This is a genomic window from Micromonospora sp. A200, from assembly GCF_029893845.1.
Taxonomy (GTDB): domain Bacteria; phylum Actinomycetota; class Actinomycetes; order Mycobacteriales; family Micromonosporaceae; genus Micromonospora; species Micromonospora purpureochromogenes.
The window spans coordinates 24526-41893 of the sequence record NZ_JARXXY010000016.1; the positions used below are offsets into that span (position 1 = coordinate 24526).

Annotated in this window: 14 protein-coding genes; 5 read left to right on the forward strand and 9 right to left on the reverse strand. The window is 71.9% G+C overall.

The features are described 5' to 3' along the window. Window positions 1–181 precede the first annotated feature (181 nt). Together M2302_RS17030 and M2302_RS17035 are read left to right on the forward strand one after the other, a co-directional pair. Entirely contained in the window at window positions 182–1492 is a 1311-nt protein-coding gene (locus M2302_RS17030; protein ID WP_280838867.1) for a PLP-dependent aminotransferase family protein, read from the forward strand. 7 nt (window positions 1493–1499) lie between these two features. Further along, window positions 1500–2498, forward strand: coding sequence for a D-alanine--D-alanine ligase (locus M2302_RS17035; protein ID WP_280838868.1), 999 nt, complete (start codon window positions 1500–1502; stop codon window positions 2496–2498). Between the two features lie 346 nt (window positions 2499–2844). Here the strand turns inward: M2302_RS17035 and M2302_RS17040 are convergent, their stop codons facing one another. From M2302_RS17040 to rpmH, 9 genes are all read right to left on the reverse strand, one after another. Then, window positions 2845–3633 (reverse strand): hypothetical protein, encoded by a 789-nt coding sequence (locus tag M2302_RS17040; RefSeq protein ID WP_280838972.1) that lies wholly within the window; start codon window positions 3631–3633, stop codon window positions 2845–2847. Window positions 3634–5915: 2282 nt separating this feature from the next. Further along, the gene (locus M2302_RS17045; protein ID WP_280838869.1) at window positions 5916–6938 is read right to left on the reverse strand and encodes a ParB/RepB/Spo0J family partition protein; all 1023 of its coding nucleotides are present in this window, start codon (window positions 6936–6938) and stop codon (window positions 5916–5918) included. Window positions 6939–6965: 27 nt separating this feature from the next. Further along, window positions 6966–8324 (reverse strand): ParA family protein, encoded by a 1359-nt coding sequence (locus M2302_RS17050; protein ID WP_280838870.1) that lies wholly within the window; start codon window positions 8322–8324, stop codon window positions 6966–6968. Window positions 8325–8552: 228 nt separating this feature from the next. Next, window positions 8553–9254, reverse strand: coding sequence for a 16S rRNA (guanine(527)-N(7))-methyltransferase RsmG (gene rsmG, locus M2302_RS17055; protein WP_280838973.1), 702 nt, complete (start codon window positions 9252–9254; stop codon window positions 8553–8555). Between the two features lie 118 nt (window positions 9255–9372). Continuing rightward, window positions 9373–9975, reverse strand: a complete 603-nt coding sequence (locus tag M2302_RS17060; RefSeq protein WP_280838871.1) for a R3H domain-containing nucleic acid-binding protein — start codon at window positions 9973–9975, stop codon at window positions 9373–9375. Between the two features lie 213 nt (window positions 9976–10188). Next, the gene (gene yidC, locus M2302_RS17065; protein WP_280838873.1) at window positions 10189–11172 is read right to left on the reverse strand and encodes a membrane protein insertase YidC; all 984 of its coding nucleotides are present in this window, start codon (window positions 11170–11172) and stop codon (window positions 10189–10191) included. Window positions 11173–11175: 3 nt separating this feature from the next. Then, complete coding sequence (gene yidD, locus M2302_RS17070) at window positions 11176–11463, reverse strand: membrane protein insertion efficiency factor YidD (RefSeq protein ID WP_280838874.1); 288 nt, start codon at window positions 11461–11463, stop codon at window positions 11176–11178. After that, window positions 11460–11876 (reverse strand): ribonuclease P protein component, encoded by a 417-nt coding sequence (gene rnpA / locus M2302_RS17075; protein WP_179802436.1) that lies wholly within the window; start codon window positions 11874–11876, stop codon window positions 11460–11462. The genes yidD and rnpA overlap by 4 nt, the downstream gene beginning before the upstream one ends. A gap of 35 nt (window positions 11877–11911) precedes the next feature. Then, the gene (gene rpmH, locus M2302_RS17080; RefSeq protein WP_117668129.1) at window positions 11912–12049 is read right to left on the reverse strand and encodes a 50S ribosomal protein L34; all 138 of its coding nucleotides are present in this window, start codon (window positions 12047–12049) and stop codon (window positions 11912–11914) included. Between the two features lie 634 nt (window positions 12050–12683). Between rpmH and dnaA the strand changes: the two genes are divergently transcribed. From dnaA to gnd, 3 genes are all read left to right on the forward strand, one after another. Continuing rightward, window positions 12684–14477 carry a chromosomal replication initiator protein DnaA gene (dnaA, locus tag M2302_RS17085; protein ID WP_154941020.1) on the forward strand — a complete coding sequence of 598 codons (1794 nt, stop codon included), beginning with the start codon at window positions 12684–12686 and terminating at the stop codon, window positions 14475–14477. Between the two features lie 841 nt (window positions 14478–15318). Continuing rightward, window positions 15319–16452, forward strand: coding sequence for a DNA polymerase III subunit beta (dnaN, locus tag M2302_RS17090; protein WP_280838875.1), 1134 nt, complete (start codon window positions 15319–15321; stop codon window positions 16450–16452). A 41-nt stretch (window positions 16453–16493) separates the two neighbouring features. Then, window positions 16494–17366 (forward strand): phosphogluconate dehydrogenase (NAD(+)-dependent, decarboxylating), encoded by an 873-nt coding sequence (gene gnd, locus M2302_RS17095; RefSeq protein WP_280838876.1) that lies wholly within the window; start codon window positions 16494–16496, stop codon window positions 17364–17366. Window positions 17367–17368: the final 2 nt, after the last annotated feature.

Genomic DNA, 17368 nt, shown 5'->3' on the forward strand with positions numbered 1-17368 from the left:
GCGAACGACCACCCGAGCCGGGGACTGCGGTCCGGGATGTGGACGCGGCCCACGTCAGGGGTTCCGCGGTGGCGGCCGCGGACTAGGATCGACCAACCGGCGTCCCGCGCCGCCATTGTCGCCGGCTCCGCGGGTACCACACGGGGCGGGAGCCCGACCGACACCCGATCGAGGTGATGTCATGACCGGCACGACGCTCGACGACTACACCGACCGGTACGCCCGGCGCGTACGCGGGATGACCGCCTCGGAGATCCGGGCGCTCTTCGCGGTGGCCAGCCGTCCGGAGGTCGTCTCGCTCGCCGGTGGGGCACCCTACATCGCCGCGCTGCCGCTCGACGCGGTCGGCGAGATGCTGGGCCGGCTCGGCTCCGAGCACGGGGTGACCACCCTCCAGTACGGCATCGGCCAGGGCACCCTGGAGCTGCGCGAGCGGATCTGCGAGGTGATGACCCTCTCCGGCATCGACGCGTCCTGCGGCGCCTCCCCCGAGGACGTGGTGGTGACCGTCGGCGGCCAGCAGGCCCTCGACCTGGTGGCCCGGCTCTTCCTCGACCCGGGGGACGTGGTGCTCGCCGAGGGCCCGACGTACGTCGGCGCGCTCGGGGTGTTCCAGGCCGCCCAGGCCCAGGTGGCGCACGTGCCGATGGACGACGAGGGGCTGATCCCCGAGGCGCTGGAGGTGGCCATCGCCGACCTGGCCCGCGCCGGTCGCCGGGTGAAGTTCCTCTACACCATCCCGACCTACCAGAACCCCACCGGCGTGACGCTGAGCGAGGAGCGCCGCGAGCGGGTCCTGGACATCTGCGAGCGCGCCGGCCTGCTGGTGGTGGAGGACGACCCCTACGGTCAGCTCGGTTTCGAGGGCGAGGCGCCCCTGCCGCTGCGGGCCCGCCGCCGCGACGGGGTCTTCTACCTGAGCACCTTCTCCAAGACCTTCGCCCCCGGCCTGCGGGTCGGCTGGATCCTCGCCCCGCACGCGGTCCGCGACAAGCTGGTGATCGCCAGCGAGGCGCAGATCCTCTGCCCCAGCGGCTACGCCCAGGCGGCCGTGGCGACGTACCTGTCGACGATGCCGTGGCGGCAGCAGCTGAAGGTCTACCGGGAGGTCTACCGGGAGCGGCGGGACGCGATGCTCACCGCGCTGGAGGACCTGATGCCGGACGGCACCACCTGGACCACCCCGGCCGGTGGCCTCTTCGTCTGGACGAACCTGCCGGACGGGCTGGACGCCAAGGCGATGATGCCCCGCGCCATCGCCGCCCGGGTCGCCTACGTGCCGGGCACCGGCTTCTACGCGGACGGCTCCGGCACCGGCAACATGCGGCTCAACTTCTCCTTTCCGTCGCCGGAGCGGATCCGGGAGGGCGTCCGCCGCCTCGCCGGCGTGATGGAGCAGGACATCGCCATGCGCCGGGTCTTCGGCACGGTGACCCCGGCCGGGCGCCGGCGGCAGGGCGGCGCGGACGCGCCCGGACCCGACTTGGCATGATTCCGGCATGGCCGTGACCTCTGCCGGGGCATCCCCCGTGACCGATCCCGCCGTCACCGCCGACCTGCACGTGCTGGTGCTCGCCGGTGGCCTCTCCTACGAGCGGGACGTCTCGCTGCGTTCCGGCCGCCGGGTGCTCGACGCGCTGCGCACGGTCGGCCTGGAGGCGGAGCTGCGGGACGCCGACGTGGCGCTGCTGCCCGCCCTGGCCGCCGACCCGCCGGACGCGGTGGTGATCGCGCTGCACGGCGCGACCGGCGAGGACGGTTCGCTGCGCGGCGTGCTGGACCTCTGCGGCGTGCCGTACGTCGGCTGCGACGCCCGCGCCTCCCGGCTCGCCTGGGACAAGCCGTCGGCGAAGGCCGTGCTGCGGGAGAACGGCATCCCCACCCCCGACTGGGTGGCGCTGCCCCACGACCGCTTCTCCGAGCTGGGCGCGGTGGCGGTGCTCGACCGGATCGTGGAGCGGTTGGGGCTGCCGCTGATGGTGAAGCCGACCCAGGGCGGTTCCGGCCTGGGCGCCGCCGTGGTCCGGGACGCCGCGGCGCTGCCCGCTGCGATGGTGGGTTGTTTCGCGTACGACTCGACGGCGCTGGTCGAGCGGTACGTGCCCGGCATGGACGTGGCCGTCTCCGTGGTGGACCTCGGTGACGGCCCGCGCGCCCTCCCGCCGGTGGAGATCGTGCCCCGCAACGGCGTGTACGACTACGCGGCCCGCTACACCGCCGGCCGGACCACCTGGCACGCCCCGGCCCGGCTGGACAGCGCCGTCGCCGACACGGTCACCGAGGTGGCGCTGGCCGCGCACACCGCCCTGGGCCTGCGCGACCTGTCCCGGGTCGACCTGATCGTCGATGCCGACGGCCGACCGCACGTGCTGGAGGTGAACGTCTCGCCGGGCATGACCGAGACGTCGCTGCTGCCGCTGGCGATCCAGGCGGCCGGGCTGGACTTCGGGCGGGTGCTGGGATCGCTGGTGAGCCGCGCCGCCGCCCGGCGCGGCTGACCGCTTCCCGCGCATGCCGCGCTGCCGATGCGGCGGCCGCTTCGCACCACCCGCCGGCTGTGTTGAACCAGCGCGTCGGTGAACGACCGCCGAGCCGGCCCGGGCAGCGGCGACTCGCTCTTCTCGGGAGCAGGACGACGACCGCGGCCAGTGGGTCGACGTTCCCCGGCTACTACTCCACGACGGGTGTTCGCCCGCCGTGCGCTCCCGGTAGCTCCCTCACCTCGCGCTCGTTTCCGCGGCGTGGGCTACGCAGCGGACTGGCCGCCGCCGTTCCAGTCCCGTTGACTGCCTGGCGTCACCAGAGCGATCAGCGTCGCGGGATCTGTCAGCGTCGCGGGATCTTTCACCGTCCCGGAGGCGTCGCCGTTCCCGGGCTCGTCGCTGTCCCCGGGCTCGTCGCTGTTCCAGAGGTCGTCGCCGGGGCGGAGGTCGTCGCCGGGGCGGGAGCGTCATCGTGCTGGGGGCGTCCGCCCTGCCGGGGAGCGTTGTCCTCCTGGCCGCCGTTGCTGTCCTCCGCGTCGGCGCTGTCCGCGTCGGCCGTCACCTCGGTGTCGGCGGCTACCGTGGGGCCGGCGGTCACCTCGGTGTCGTCGCCCGCGGTGCCATCGTCGCCCGCTCTGACATCGCCCGTGTCAGCTTCTGCGGCGACGGCGGCGTCGTCCGGGTCGTCCGCCGGTACGGGCGTCTCCTCGTCCGACTCGATCACCGACACCGGCTCCTCCTGCTGCTCTGCGGCCTCCTGCTTCCGGGAGGCCTGCGCGGACAGGCTGGACGGCGCCTGCCACTGGATGCGCGGTGGCTCGGCCAGTGGGCGTCCGCCGAACTCGGCCAGCCAGGCGGCCACCATGGCGAGGTTCTCCCGCCACTGGGACTCGGGGATGGGCGGCAGGATCGAGTCCCACAGCGACAGGAAGGTGCCCCGGAGCTGGAGCCGCCCGTACGGCCGGGCCAGGAACCACATGTGCAGGTGCGCCGACCCGTCGCCCCAGCGGTTGACGTGCACGCGGGCGACGCCGTCCAGCGACCGGATGGCGCGTTCCAGTCGTACCGTCATGACCCCCAGCTCGGCGGCGAGCAGGTTGGGCAGGTCGCCGAGGTCGAGGTGGGAGCGGGACTCCAGGATCAGCACCATCGGCAGGCCGGTGGGCCGGTCCATGGCGCGTACCCGCCAGCGCTCGCCCACCCAGATGTAGGCGTCGTCGGGGGCGTTGCAGGCCGTGCATTCCCGGTGCCCTTCGCCCTTGCGGGGCGGCTCGACCGGGACCGGATCCTCGAGTTGCTTGACGCGGAGGTCCCCCTCGAAGGGGAAGGAGGGCCACTGGGTGAAATCCGGGGCTGCGGGAGGGGTGTCGTGCACGACGCTGACCCTAACCGAGTCGGAGACCGCTGTCCCTACCCGAACGACGGCGATCGTGAGTCCGTCTCGTGGGTGGCAGGGTGCCGACCGGGGGCGTGCGGAGGCCGCCGGAGAGCAGTTGTCCACAGGCTGGTGAGATCACCACCACAGCACGTCATCCACAGGCCAGGACGCCATCTGACACCGTGTTTCACGTGAAACGAGGGGTGCCTGTGGAAAACCGCTGTGGATAACCGAGGAGTCCAATCCACAGCCCTGACCACAGGCAGGGCGGGCCCGTGTCTCCCAACGAGCGAAGCGCCGGTTGGCTGCTGCCGGAAGCGGCGTTTCTGCCGAGCAACGCGCGCCGAGAGGGCACCGGGATAGTCGACGACGGCACCTCATCTTCGATCTGCCGCAGTTGGTGCTCCGGCGTCAGCGGGCCTGCGCCGCAGGGGGCATCCTCGGTCCGGATCACTTCCACGTCGGTCGCGGGCGTCGGAGACTGGAGCGGAGCGATCCGTGGGTGGGCCCGAACGACCCGCTCGCTCGTTTCACGTGGAACCTCCCCGGTTTCACGTGGAACGCCGGGAGGCGGCCTCCCCCTGTGGCGATCGGACGCGGCGATTGCGGACCCGGCCGGGCGGCGTCCCGCAGATGCGCACCGGCCACCGTGGGCCGTCCAGCCGGTTCCGGTGGCAATCGGCCGGCTTGCTGGAGCGAAGCGCTGACGCGGGCCGCTTGGCGTCCATCGGGTTCGACCGGGGATGGCTCAGCCGGGCTGGCGTGGCTCACCCTCGGCGTGATCCATGAGCCCACGATCGCTACGCAGGCGGGGTGGATCGGCCCCCCGTCATTGGGTGCATCTGACGAACTGCCAGCAAGCTCCGCCGGCATTGGTGACTGCCGCCAGGAGGTGTGGGCGGCGTACCTGCGCATCAAGAAGGCCGCCGAGAACGGCCTGACCCCGCCGAGGCCTCCGCCACCGTGGCGGGGGGGCCACACCAGGGCTCGGCTACAGGTTCCTTCGATGACGATCCGAATCTGCCCGGCGAGCGGGGACGAGGCAGCCAACGTCACGAGCTGACATCGGTGAACTCGGCAGCTCGGGCAGCGCGCCAATCGCCTATGGCGCGTTCCAGCCGCGCCCAACCGAAGGCGGCACCCAGGCAGTGAGATCGATCCCGCGGGGCGCGCCTGAGTCATGGGCATGTCACGAGAGTGCTTTCCCAGCACCTCGTTTCACGTGAAACGGGGTGCTGCGGTACCGGTCCGGCCGGGCATGTGTCACCTCCGCCCCGACACAAGCAACCGCCGAAGCCCCCTCAGGCGCCCCAGGCGGGACGAGGCCCGTCACTGCGACCCCGTTTGCCTCAGGGGCGCCTCGAAGGCTCAGGCGGCGCTACAGGGCCTCCCATGGCCGACCTGAAAGAGCCAGCGTCGGAGCCTCGCCCACGTCGGCCGCCACTGAGCCGGCGACGGGGCGACAGGGTGACGGGGCGACGGGCGACGGGCGACGGGCGATGGCGAGATACGGCTACCGACGAGCAGCCGGTCCGCCGAGTACGGGTTCACTCCCGAGAACGATGGCGGCGACGTTCCTCGCGCTGTGTTCGGCGCCCGCGTTGGTAGCGGAGCCACCCTCCCGCGCGTCTGTCCCGTGAGCCAGGCCGGTGATGGAAGCTGCCGATCCCTGGCGAGTCCGGTGGGAACCCGAGCCCCGCCACCCCAGCACGAACCGATCGGTCTGTCGGTTCGCGACGCATCGGCTGCCCGCCATCGGTCCCTCCCGCCGGACACCGCATCGCCGCACTACCGACAAGCACGGTGTCCCGGGTCGAGCCGGTCTCGGTGAAGTGCTCAGCGACGCAGCCCTCCGAGGAAGCCGCCGCGAAGGCCCCGGCGCCGCTCGCCGTCCTCCAGCCGCCGCCCAGCCCAGCGCCGGGCACCGGTTTCACGTGAAACACGTCGCGGCCGCCATCTCGCACCCAAGCCACCGACGCCGGCAGCGACAGCAGGAAACAAACCGGCCGCACACCCTCAGGGGCGACGCGGCCGGTGATAGAACCAGGGCAGGGTCAGTCCTCCGGCTCCTGCTCGCCGACGCCGATGATGCCCACGATCCGCTCCAGGTCGTCCACCGTCGCGAACTCGATGGTGATCTTGCCCTTGCTCCGGCCGATGTCGACCTTCACCCGGGTGTCGAAGCGGTCGGAGAGCCGATCGGCCAGATCGGTGAGCGCCGGGGCGTGCGGCTTGGTGCGCCGCTTCGCCGCCGGCGTCTTCGCCGGCCCGTCGTTGAGCGCGAGCGCCACGATCTCCTCGGTCGCGCGTACGGACAGGCCCTCGGCGACGATCCGGAGGGCGAGCTGTTCCTGCGCCTCCGCCTCGTCGAGGCTCAGCAGCGCCCGGGCGTGGCCCGCCGAGAGCACGCCCGCGGCGACCCGGCGCTGCACCTGCGCCGGGAGGTTCAGCAGGCGGATGGTGTTGGAGATCTGTGGCCGGCTGCGGCCGATCCGCCGCGCCAACTCCTCGTGGGTGGCGCCGAACTCCTCCAGCAACTGCTGGTACGCCGCGGCCTCTTCCAGCGGGTTGAGGTTCGCCCGGTGGATGTTCTCCAGGAGGGCGTCCCGGAGCATCGCGTCGTCCTTGGTGTCCCGGACGATCGCCGGAATGCTTTCCCGGCCCACCGCCTGGGCGGCCCGCCATCGGCGCTCGCCCATGACGAGTTCGTACTTCTCGGCGTCGAGCTGGCGGACGACGATCGGCTGGAGGAAGCCGACCTCCTGGATGGAGGTCTTCAGCTCCTCCAGCGCCTCCTCGTCGAAGACGTGCCGGGGCTGCTTCGGGTTCGGCACGATCGCGTCGACCGGGATTTCGGCGAAGCGGGCACCCGGCACCGGGCTCAGCTGCGGCTCAGGCGGCGCGGACGGGGTGGCGACCGGCGCGGTCACCGCCTCGACGGGAGGGGCGCTCGCCGTACCCCCGGTGTCGGCTTCGACCGGCGCGATGAGGGTGGTGCCCGGCGCCTCCGGTGCCGGCCCGGTCGGGATCAGCGCCCCGAGCCCTCGACCCAGACCGCCACGGGGACGGTTCTTCATGCGACGCCTCCCAGCGACTCGTGCGCACTACGCATTCCGGCTCACCGGCTCCTTGACACCGCGCTCGGCGATCTCCTGGGCGGCCTCGAAGTAGCTCGTCGCCCCCCGCGAACCGGGATCGTAGGTCATCACGGACTGCCCGTAGCTGGGTGCCTCGGACACCCGCACGTTGCGCGGGATGACCGCCTGGAGGACCTTGTCGCCGAAGTGGTTCCGGACGTCCTGCTCGACCGCGTCGGCCAGTCGGGTACGCCGGTCGTACATGGTGAGCAGGATCGTGGAGACCTCGAGCTTGGGGTTGAGGTGCTGCCGTACCAGGTTGATGTTGTTGATCAGCTGGTTGAGGCCCTCCAGCGCGTAGTACTCGCACTGGATGGGGATCAGCACCTCCTGCGCGGCGACCAGCGCGTTGACCGTCAGCAGGCCGAGCGAGGGCGGGCAGTCGATGAAGACGTAGTCGAAATGCCCCGGGTACGCGTCGATGGCCCGGGACAACCGGGACTCTCGGGCGACCACGGACACCAGCTCGATCTCCGCGCCCGCCAGGTCGATGGTGGCCGGCACGCACCACAGGTTGGGGATGCCCTCGACCTCCTGGGCGACCTCCTCCAGCGGCACGCTGTTGATCAGGCAGTCGTAGACGTCCGGCACGCCGGTGTGGTGCGGCACGTTGAGCCCGGTCGAGGCGTTGCCCTGCGGGTCGAGGTCGACCACCAGGACCCGGTTGCCGTGCAGGGCGAGCGCCACCGCCAGGTTCACCGTGGTCGTGGTCTTACCCACGCCACCCTTCTGGTTCGCGACGCACATGACCCGGGTCCGGTCGGGCCGAGGCATGGTCACCTCGCCACTCGGATTCAGGATCTGCACGGCGCGCATCGCCTCCATAGCCAACGGTGGGTCATCCTCTTCGCGCGTCGGGGTTTCACGTGAAACGTACGCGGCGGCGGCCGGGTCGACGGTCACGCCCCCGGCCGCCGGCCCCGGCGTGTTCGCGGCGACGGACTCGGAGTCCGCCACCCCGCCCGGGTGCGGCTGCTGGGGTACGGCGGGCGGCACGTTGCCACCGACCGGTGTCTCAAAGCGGGACGGCGCGCCGGAGTTGCGTTGGACCGGGGCGGTGCGGTCGCTGGGCGCGTTGACCGGCCGACCCGCGTCGTCCGCGATGGGCGGCGGCGGAATGTACGACTCGGGAGAGGGGGGCGCGGCGCCGACCGCGGGTACGTCCCGACGGACCACCGGATCGCAGTCCGGCGGGCCGGCGGAACCCGGCTGGCCGTCGGCGGGCCGGAGGTCGTGGTCGGTTTCACGTGAAACAGGGTCCACTCCGGAGGGAAGGCCCTCCGGGCGTCTCACCCGTGGATCGTCGTACCTGTCGTCGTCATGCACCTGTCATCCCTGCCCGCTCCGGATGGTCGGTCCGCACCCCGTCAATCAGGCCACACGCGCACTCGCACCGCAGCGCGTACGGTCCCGGCGGGAGCGGTCGGGACCCGGTGCGCCCGACGCCCGCCCGCCCCACACTATCGACGCGCGGCCAGCCTACGGGGGACGGGCGCGGCGGGTCCATCTCGGTTGTCCGCCGGCCGGTGCGACACGCCGGAACCCGAGCGGGGATCACCGAGCCCGCTTGCGTCCGCCCCGTGAGCGCTTGGGTGCCTTCTTGGCGGACGGCGGTCGGACCACCCGCTCGCGCACGATCTCCACCACGGTGGTCGGCGGGTCGATGACGCCGACCCCGCACAGGTGCACGCTCGGCTCGCCGCCACCGAGCCGGTCGACGGTCTCGGCGTGCTCCGCGACCTCGTCCGCGGCGGAGGAGCCCTTCAGGGCGATCAGCCGGCCGCCGGGTACGGCGAGTGGCAGGCACCAGCCGGAGAGCCGGTCGAGCGGCGCGACCGCTCGCGAGGTCACCACGTCGGCGCTGAACGGACCGGTGCCCGTCGCGTCGGTGGCCGCCTCGTCGGCCCGGCCCCGGAACACCCGGACCGTCTTGGCCAGCCCGAGCTGCTGCACCGCCTCGATCAGGAAGGAGGTACGCCGGGCCAGCGGCTCGACCAGGATCACCTGGAGGTCGGGGCGGGCGATCGCCAGCACCAGCCCGGGCAGCCCGGCGCCGGAGCCGACGTCGATGACGCTGGCCCCTTCCGGGATGCGTTCGGCTACGGCGGCACAGTTGAGCAGGTGCCGGTCCCAGATCCGGGGCGCCTCCCGCGGGCCGATCAGGCCGCGTACCACCCCGTCGGTGGCGAGCAGCTCGGCGTACGCGGCCGCCAGGTCCAGCCGGTCACCGAAGAGCGTCCGGGCCGCCGGGGCCAGCTCGGCCGGCAGCGCGGCGTCCTCCGGCGAGGGAACGGGGCGGACAGGCGGCGGCCCGGGCGGCGTACCACCCGGGCCGGTCACGGCGTCGGCCGTGGCGTCGTCGTGGGTCACCCGGTCAGTCCGCCGGCCGGACGATGATGCGGCGGCTCGGCTCGACGCCCTCGGACTCACTCTCCACACCGCTCATGGCGTTGACCACGTCGTGCACGCACTTGCGCTCGAAGGCGGACATCGGCTCCAGCCGGACCGGCTCGCCGTGCTCCTTGACCTTCTCCACCGCATTCTTGGCCACGGCGGCGAGCTCCTTGCGGCGGGTGGCGCGGTAGCCGCCGACGTCGAGCAGCAGGCGGCTGGGCGTACCGGTCTGGCGGAACACCGCGAGCCGGGCCAGCTCCTGGAGCGCCTCCAGGGTGGCGCCGCGCTGGCCGACCAGGTTCTGCAACCGGGCGCCGACCACCTCGACGACCGGGCGCCCGCCGGAGACCAGCTCGTCGATGTCGCCGTCGTAGTCGAGGATGTCGAGCAGGCCCTCGATGTAGTCGGCAGCGATCTCGCTCTGCGCGAAGAGCTCGCCCTCGCCGGCGGCCTTCTTCGGGGCGGCACCCGCCTCGGCCGCCGCCTCCCCGGCCTCCTCGGGCTCGCCGTCACCGGTCGCGGCGGTCGGCACGATCTCCTCGTCCACGGACTGCTCCGCACTGGGGGTGCTGGTGTCGGTCACGGTGTCATCTCCGTACTCGCTCGGCCGGACCGTCGGGTCCGCTGGTTTCCCGGGGCGCCCGGCGGGAGAAGGCCGGTGCCCACGGGCACGTCTTGTACGGGCAGTCTCGCCCGTGGTCGCGCCAGGCGCGGCGGTTCCGGCCCGGCGCCGGCCCTACGGCGGCTGCGCGATGCCGGAAGGCCGCCGCCGGTGGTCCCGACGGCGGCCCTGGGGTCAGCCCTGCCGCTTGGCCGGCCGACCCTTCTTCGGGTTGGTGGGCTTCGCACCCGGCTTCGGCCCGGCGACCTTCGGGGCGGCGGGCTTGGCCGGCACCTGCGCGGCCGGCTTGGCGCGGTTCAGGAAGCCGCCGATCTTGGCCGGCTGCACCGGATTGCGGGGCGCCGTGCTGCCGGGCTTCTGGTTGGTCACCAGCGGCGGGAACTTGCGCAGCACCCACTGCTGCTGGCCGAGGGTGAAGAGGTTGTTGGTGACCCAGTAGATGATCACACCGATCGGGAAGATCGCGCCGGAGATCAGCAGCGACAGGGGGATGCCGTAGAGCATCAGTCGCTGCACCATCCGCTGCTGCGGGTCCTCCGCCCAACCGGTCTTGAGGATCATCTGGCGGCTGGTCAGGTAGGTGGTGCCCATCATGACCAGGACCAGGATGCCGGCGATGACCTTCACGGTGGTGCCGTTGGCGCCGAGGCGGGCCAGCTCGTCGGCGGTCGAGCCGAACTTGCCGGCGATCGGGGCGGTGAAGATCTTCGCGCTGGAGGCGCTGTTGAACTGGTCGACCGTCCAGCCGTAGAGGGTCTTGTTCGACTTGGCCGGGTCGAGGCGACGCAGCACGTGGAAGAGACCGAGGAAGACCGGGATCTGGAGGAACATCGGAAGGCAGCCCATCAGCGGGTTGGCCTTTTCCTTCCGGTAGAGCTCCATCATCTCCTTCTGGAGCGTCTCCCGGTCACCCTTGTGCTTCTCCTGCAGCTCCTTGACCTTGGGCTGGAGCGCCTGCATCGCCCGCTGCGACTTGATCTGCTTGACGAAGACCGGGAAGAGGATCACCCGGACGGTGACCACCAGGAAGATGATCGCGAGGATCCAGGCCCAGTTCGTGCCGAGCACCGAGCCGACCGGCACCTTGATGGCGTCCCAGGCCGAGTGCCAGGTCAGCAGGATCCACGAGATCGCGTAGTAGATCCAGTCGAGACTCAATTCTCAGGCTCCAGTCACGTCGGCACGGCGGCGGCCGCCCGGCTCGGGCACCGGGTCGTGTCCACCTGGGTGGAAGGGGTGGCAGCGCGACAAGCGCAGGACCGTCAGCCCGACTCCCCGGAGCGCGCCGTGCCGGGCCACCGCCTCCAGGGCGTAAGCACTGCACGACGGGTAGAACCGACAGCGGGCCGGCAGCGCCGGGCTTATCCAACGACGGTACGCGATGATGGGGCCACTCAGCACTCGGGCACCCAGGCTGGTAGGCCGCGAACCGGCAGATCCGGTGCTCATCGGGACCGCCGCCCCCGGGGTGCCCGCGCGGCGGCGATCGCCGCGTCCAGGTCGGCCCCCAGCCGGAGGTAGTTCGCCTCGGCGGCGGCGGGCAGTGCGCGTACCACCAGGGTGCTTCCCTCGGGCAGCGCGGCCAGGCGCTCGCGGACCAGGTGCCGCAGCCGGCGCCGAACCTTGTTGCGGACCACGGCGGGGCCGACGGCCTTGGACACGACGAAGCCGGCGCGGGTCGGCGCGGAGATCGTCTCCGTGCCGCTGACCCGCGCCGGCTCCGGCGAGGTTGTCGCGGTGGGTTCGGGGGTCGCCGGCAGCGTCAGGTGGACGACGACGGCACCTCGTCCGGCGCGTCGGCCACCCCTGACCGCTGCGGCGAAGTCATTGCTGCGCCGCAGTCGCTGTGCGGCCGTCAGCACGACTGCCCACGTCCCCCGGACCGAACCCGGTCGGCTCAGGCCGACAGGCGGGTGCGGCCCTTGGAGCGGCGGGTCGAGATGATGGCGCGACCGGCCCGGGTGCGCATGCGCAGCCGGAAGCCGTGGGTCTTCGCGCGCCGGCGGTTGTTCGGCTGGTAGGTGCGCTTGCTCACGTCAGGCTCTCCGTTTTCGTACGTCCACGGCGCGGGATCGCCGGGGTCGTGTGGTGGTCCAGGCCACCTCGGCGGTGACCTCCGATCCATGCTGCCCGGCGACCCGGGACCTCGGCGATGCGGGGAAGCGATCGCGGACAGCAAGCACCCATCACCCTAGCAGAGGGCGACAGAGCAGCCCCTCCAGCCTACGCAGGGGGGCAATGACCGTCAAACAGGTCACCGGAGGCACGAGCAGGGCGGTCGTACGACCGAACCGGCGGTTTTCACTGATGCCGCCAAGCGCCCGGAGCGTCGGCGGTTGATGGTGCCCGGCCGTCGCTGTTACCGTGCCCGATTGCGGTCAGCGTCGGGGGTCCGGGTTGTCGCTGGCAGGCAAGACCGGACACGGCAGTGAATCGTTCGGCACGGTGAACCCGCGCAACGTCCCGCCCGACCAGGGGGGCAGGTCCGAGCCGCGCACGGCGGGCGGCACAATCGGTCGGTACACACAGGCTGTGGATAACTTGTGGATGCCGGTCGGTCAGCCGCCCGGTGGGGTGAGGTACCACCCGCTCGAACGCGGTGGCGGGCCCGGAACGGCCGACTGGACGACAGCGGCGACCGGGAGCAGAGGCGAGGGGGTGGCACGACGGTGGCCGGTACGACCGACCTTGCCGCGGTGTGGACCGCGGCGACCGACGAACTCGCCGACGAGATCATCTCCGCGCAGCAACGCGCGTACCTGCGGCTGACCCGGCTGCGGGCGATCGTCGAGGACACCGCCCTGCTCTCCGTGCCGGACGCCTTCACCCGGGACGTGATCGAGTCCCGGCTCCGCCCGGCCATCACCGAGGCGCTCACCCGCCGGCTGGGCCGGCCGATCCAGGTCGCGGTCACCGTCCGGGTCGCCGAGGACACCGCCGGCCGACCCGCCGGCACCGTCTACCGCAGCGGCCCGGAGCCGGCGCAGCTCGGCCTCGACGTGCCCGCGGACGACTTCGCCCCGGAACCGCCCGCCTTCGCGGACCTGGCGCCGGGCTACCCGGAGCTGCCCGCCGAGCCGGAGTCGCCGGTCGCGCCGCCGGCATCCGACGGCCATCGCCCGGGCCGCATCCCGGCCAGCCGGGACGGCGGCCAGGACACCCTCTTCGGCGCCGCGTTCGCCGAGCCGCTGCGGGGCGCCGGTCCCGGCCCGGACCGGCGCGGCTTCGAGGAGCGCGCCCTTCCCGACGGGCCAGGGGTCGACGGCCGCGGCTTCGAGCCCGCGTACCGGGGCGAGGCCAGGCCGCCGCGCGACCAGCACGGTCCGCGCGGCCTGCCGCGCGACGGGGGTACGGACAGCGGCCCCGGCCGGTCCGCCGCCGACCACCGACCCGGCGGGCGGGACGACCGTCGCCCCGGGGGCGCGGAGGGCGGCGGCAACCGGCTCAACCCGAAGTACATGTTCGAGACGTTCGTCATCGGCTCGTCGAACCGGTTCGCCCACGCGGCGAGCGTCGCGGTGGCCGAGTCGCCGGCGAAGGCGTACAACCCGCTGTTCATCTACGGCAGCTCCGGGTTGGGCAAGACCCACCTGTTGCACGCCATCGGGCACTACGCCACCACGTTGGGCAACGCCCGCTCGGTCCGGTACGTCTCGACCGAGGAGTTCACCAACGACTTCATCAACTCCCTGCGCGACGACAAGACCAGCGCGTTCCAGCGCCGCTACCGCGACGTCGACATCCTGCTGATCGACGACATCCAGTTCCTGGAGAACCGCGAGCGGACCCAGGAGGAGTTCTTCCACACCTTCAACACGCTGCACAACGCCAACAAGCAGATCGTGATCACCTCCGACCGTTCGCCGAAGCAGCTGGCGACGCTGGAGGACCGGTTGCGGACCCGGTTCGAGTGGGGCCTGCTCGCCGACATCCAGCCGCCGGACCTGGAGACCCGGATCGCGATCCTGCAGAAGAAGGCGGCCCAGGAGCGCCTGTACGCCCCGCCGGACGTGCTGGAGTTCATCGCCTCCCGGGTGTCGAACTCGATCCGGGAGCTGGAGGGCGCGCTGATCCGGGTCACGGCGTTCGCCAGCCTCACCCGGTCGAACGTCGAGCTGTCGCTGGCCGAGGAGGTGCTGCGGGACTTCATCCCGGACGGCACCGGGCCGGAGATCACGGCCGACCAGATCATGGTCTCCACCGCCGACTACTTCGGGGTGAGCCTGGAGGACCTGCGCGGGCACTCCCGGTCCCGGGTGCTGGTCAACGCCCGCCAGGTCGCGATGTACCTGTGCCGGGAGCTGACCGACCTGTCGCTGCCCCGGATCGGGCAGGCCTTCGGTGGCAGGGACCACACCACGGTGATGCACGCCGACCGGAAGATCCGTCAGCAGATGGCGGAGCGCCGCTCGCTCTACAACCAGATCGCCGAGCTGACCAACCGGATAAAGCAGAACACCTGAGCGACGGCCTCAGGTCGCGGCGCGGCGTCAGACGCGCCGAACTGAAGTCGTCGTTACGTACGCCACGCCGGCGCCCGCCGGTGAGGGAGCGCGGAGACGCGCCCGGCCAGTTCGGCCGGGCGCTTTTTCGTGCCTGTGCAGAGCCGACGGTTGACCCTGTACCGGGTCGAGGGCCCAGGATCGGTGTCGTGTTCGTCCACAGCACGCCCCGGTTGTCCACACCCCCTGTTCCACAGGCGGTGGAAAACCACGTAGCGTTCCGGGCCGGTTACCCACAGACTGTGGACAAACCCTGGGGACGGAGCTGTGGACGCCTGGGGACGACGGTCCGGTTGTCCACCGACGACGGTCGACCTGTGGGCGGCCTGTTGAAGGTTCTGGGGACGACGGCTCCGGGGGCCCTCGCCGGTGTCCACAGCACTGGGGAGAAACCCGGTGGATTACCCGTGGACAACCGGTGGACAACCGTGGACAACCTGGGGGTCCGGCCGGCCTGTGGACCACGACACCGGTTTACCCCCCGGTTCTCCACAGCCAAACCACCGGTGGATAACCTGTCTGAGCTGGGTGGACGCGGGTTCTCCACAGTTTGCACAGGTGCGATGAAGACGATGAGTTATCTCTTCTAAAAGAATCAAAAACCAATCATCACCGTTGGACTTCCTGTGGATCGGTTCGGACGCCGCCGTCGGCGGTCGCCCCGGCATCTGGATCAACGGGGTCGGGCGCACAGCCGATGCCCATGCGCCCTAAGGTGCGATGGGTACCCGCACGGTCGGGCGGGACGGTGGGCAGCGGTCGGCATGAGAGAGTTGTCGCTGACGTCGACGCGGAGGCATTGATGAAGTTCCGAGTAGAGCGCGACGCGCTCGCCGAAGCGGTGGCGTGGACCGCGAAGAGCCTGCCCAACCGGCCGTCCGTACCGGTGCTCGCCGGCGTGATGCTCCGGGTCACCGACGGCAACCTGCAGGTTTCCGGCTTCGACTACGAGGTCTCCAGCCAGGTGACCGTCGAGGTGCAGGGGGACGCCGACGGCGCCGCCCTGGTCTCCGGCCGCCTGCTCGCCGAGATCACCAAGGCGCTGCCGGCCAAGCCGGTGGACATCGCCGCGGTCGGCGCTCACCTGGAGCTGGTCTGCGGCAGCGCCCGGTTCACCCTGCCGACCATGCCGGTGGAGGACTACCCGGCCCTGCCCGAGATGCCCGAGAGCGCCGGCACCGTCGACGCGGCCGCTTTCGCCGCCGCCGTCGCCCAGGTGGCCGTGGCCGCCGGCCGGGACGAGACGCTGCCGATGATGACCGGCGTCCGGCTGGAGCTCTCCGGCGGCACGCTGGCGATGCTCGCCACCGACCGCTACCGCCTCGCGCTGCGCGAGATGGAGTGGAACCCGGACGACCCGGAGATCAGCATCAACGCGCTGGTGCCGGCACGCACCCTGCACGACACGGCCAAGGCCCTCGGCCCGATCGGCGGCCAGGTCATCATGGCGCTCTCCCAGGGCGCGGCCGGCGAGGGCATGATCGGCTTCTCCGGCGGCACCCGGCGCACCACCAGTCGGCTGCTCGACGGGGCGAACTACCCGCCGGTGCGCTCGCTCTTCCCGGCCACCCACAACGCCGAGGCGCGGGTGCCGGTCAGCACGCTGATCGAGGTGGTCAAGCGGGTCGCCCTGGTGGCCGAGAGGACCACCCCGGTGCTGCTGAGCTTCTCCTCCGACGGCCTGGTGGTCGAGGCGGGCGGCACCGAGGAGGCGCGGGCCAGCGAGGCGATGGAGGCCACCTTCACCGGCGAGCCGCTGACCATCGGCTTCAACCCGCAGTACCTGATCGACGGTCTGGCCAACCTGGGCGCCCAGTTCGCCCAGCTCGCGTTCGTCGACGCCTTCAAGCCGGCGGTGATTTCCCCCGCCGGGGAGGATGGCGAGGTCATCCCGGGGTACCGGTACCTCATCATGCCGATCCGCGTGTCCCGCTGATCGCAACCCCAGCAGACCCAGACGCACGGAGGTAGGAGCAGATGCAGCTCGGCCTGGTAGGACTCGGCCGGATGGGCGGCAACATGCGCGAACGGTTGCGCGCCGCCGGGCACGAGGTGGTCGGCTTCGACCACAACGCGGAGCTGAGCGACGTGCCGAGCTTGGCGGCGCTGGCCGAGAAGCTGGAGTCGCCGCGCGCGGTCTGGGTGATGGTCCCGGCCGGCGTCACCGACGCGACCATCGACGAGCTCGCCGGCGTGCTGGGCGAGGGCGACATCATCATCGACGGCGGCAACTCGCGCTTCAGCGACGACGGCCCCCGCGCCGAGCGCCTCGCCGAGCAGGGCATCGGCTACCTGGACGTCGGCGTCTCCGGCGGCGTCTGGGGCCGGCAGAACGGGTACGCCCTGATGGTCGGCGGCGCCCAGGAGCACGTCGAGCGGCTGATGCCGATCTTCGAGGGGCTCAAGCCGGCGGGCGAGTACGGCTTCGTGCACGCCGGCCCGGTCGGCGCCGGCCACTACGCCAAGATGGTGCACAACGGCATCGAGTACGGCCTGATGCACGCCTACGCCGAGGGCTACGAGCTGCTGGCCGCCTCGGAGCTGGTGACCAACGTGCCGGGCGTCTTCAAGTCCTGGCGTGAGGGGACCGTGGTCCGCTCCTGGCTGCTCGACCTGCTCGACCGGGCCCTCGACGAGGACCCGGAGCTGGCCGAGCTGAGCAGCTACACCGAGGACACCGGCGAGGGCCGCTGGACGGTGGACGAGGCGGTCCGGCTCGCCGTGCCGCTGAACGTCATCACCGCCTCGCTCTTCGCCCGGTTCGCCTCCCGGCAGGACGAGTCGCCCGCGATGAAGGCGGTCGCCGCGCTGCGCCAGCAGTTCGGCGGGCATGCCGTCCGCAAGCGCTGACC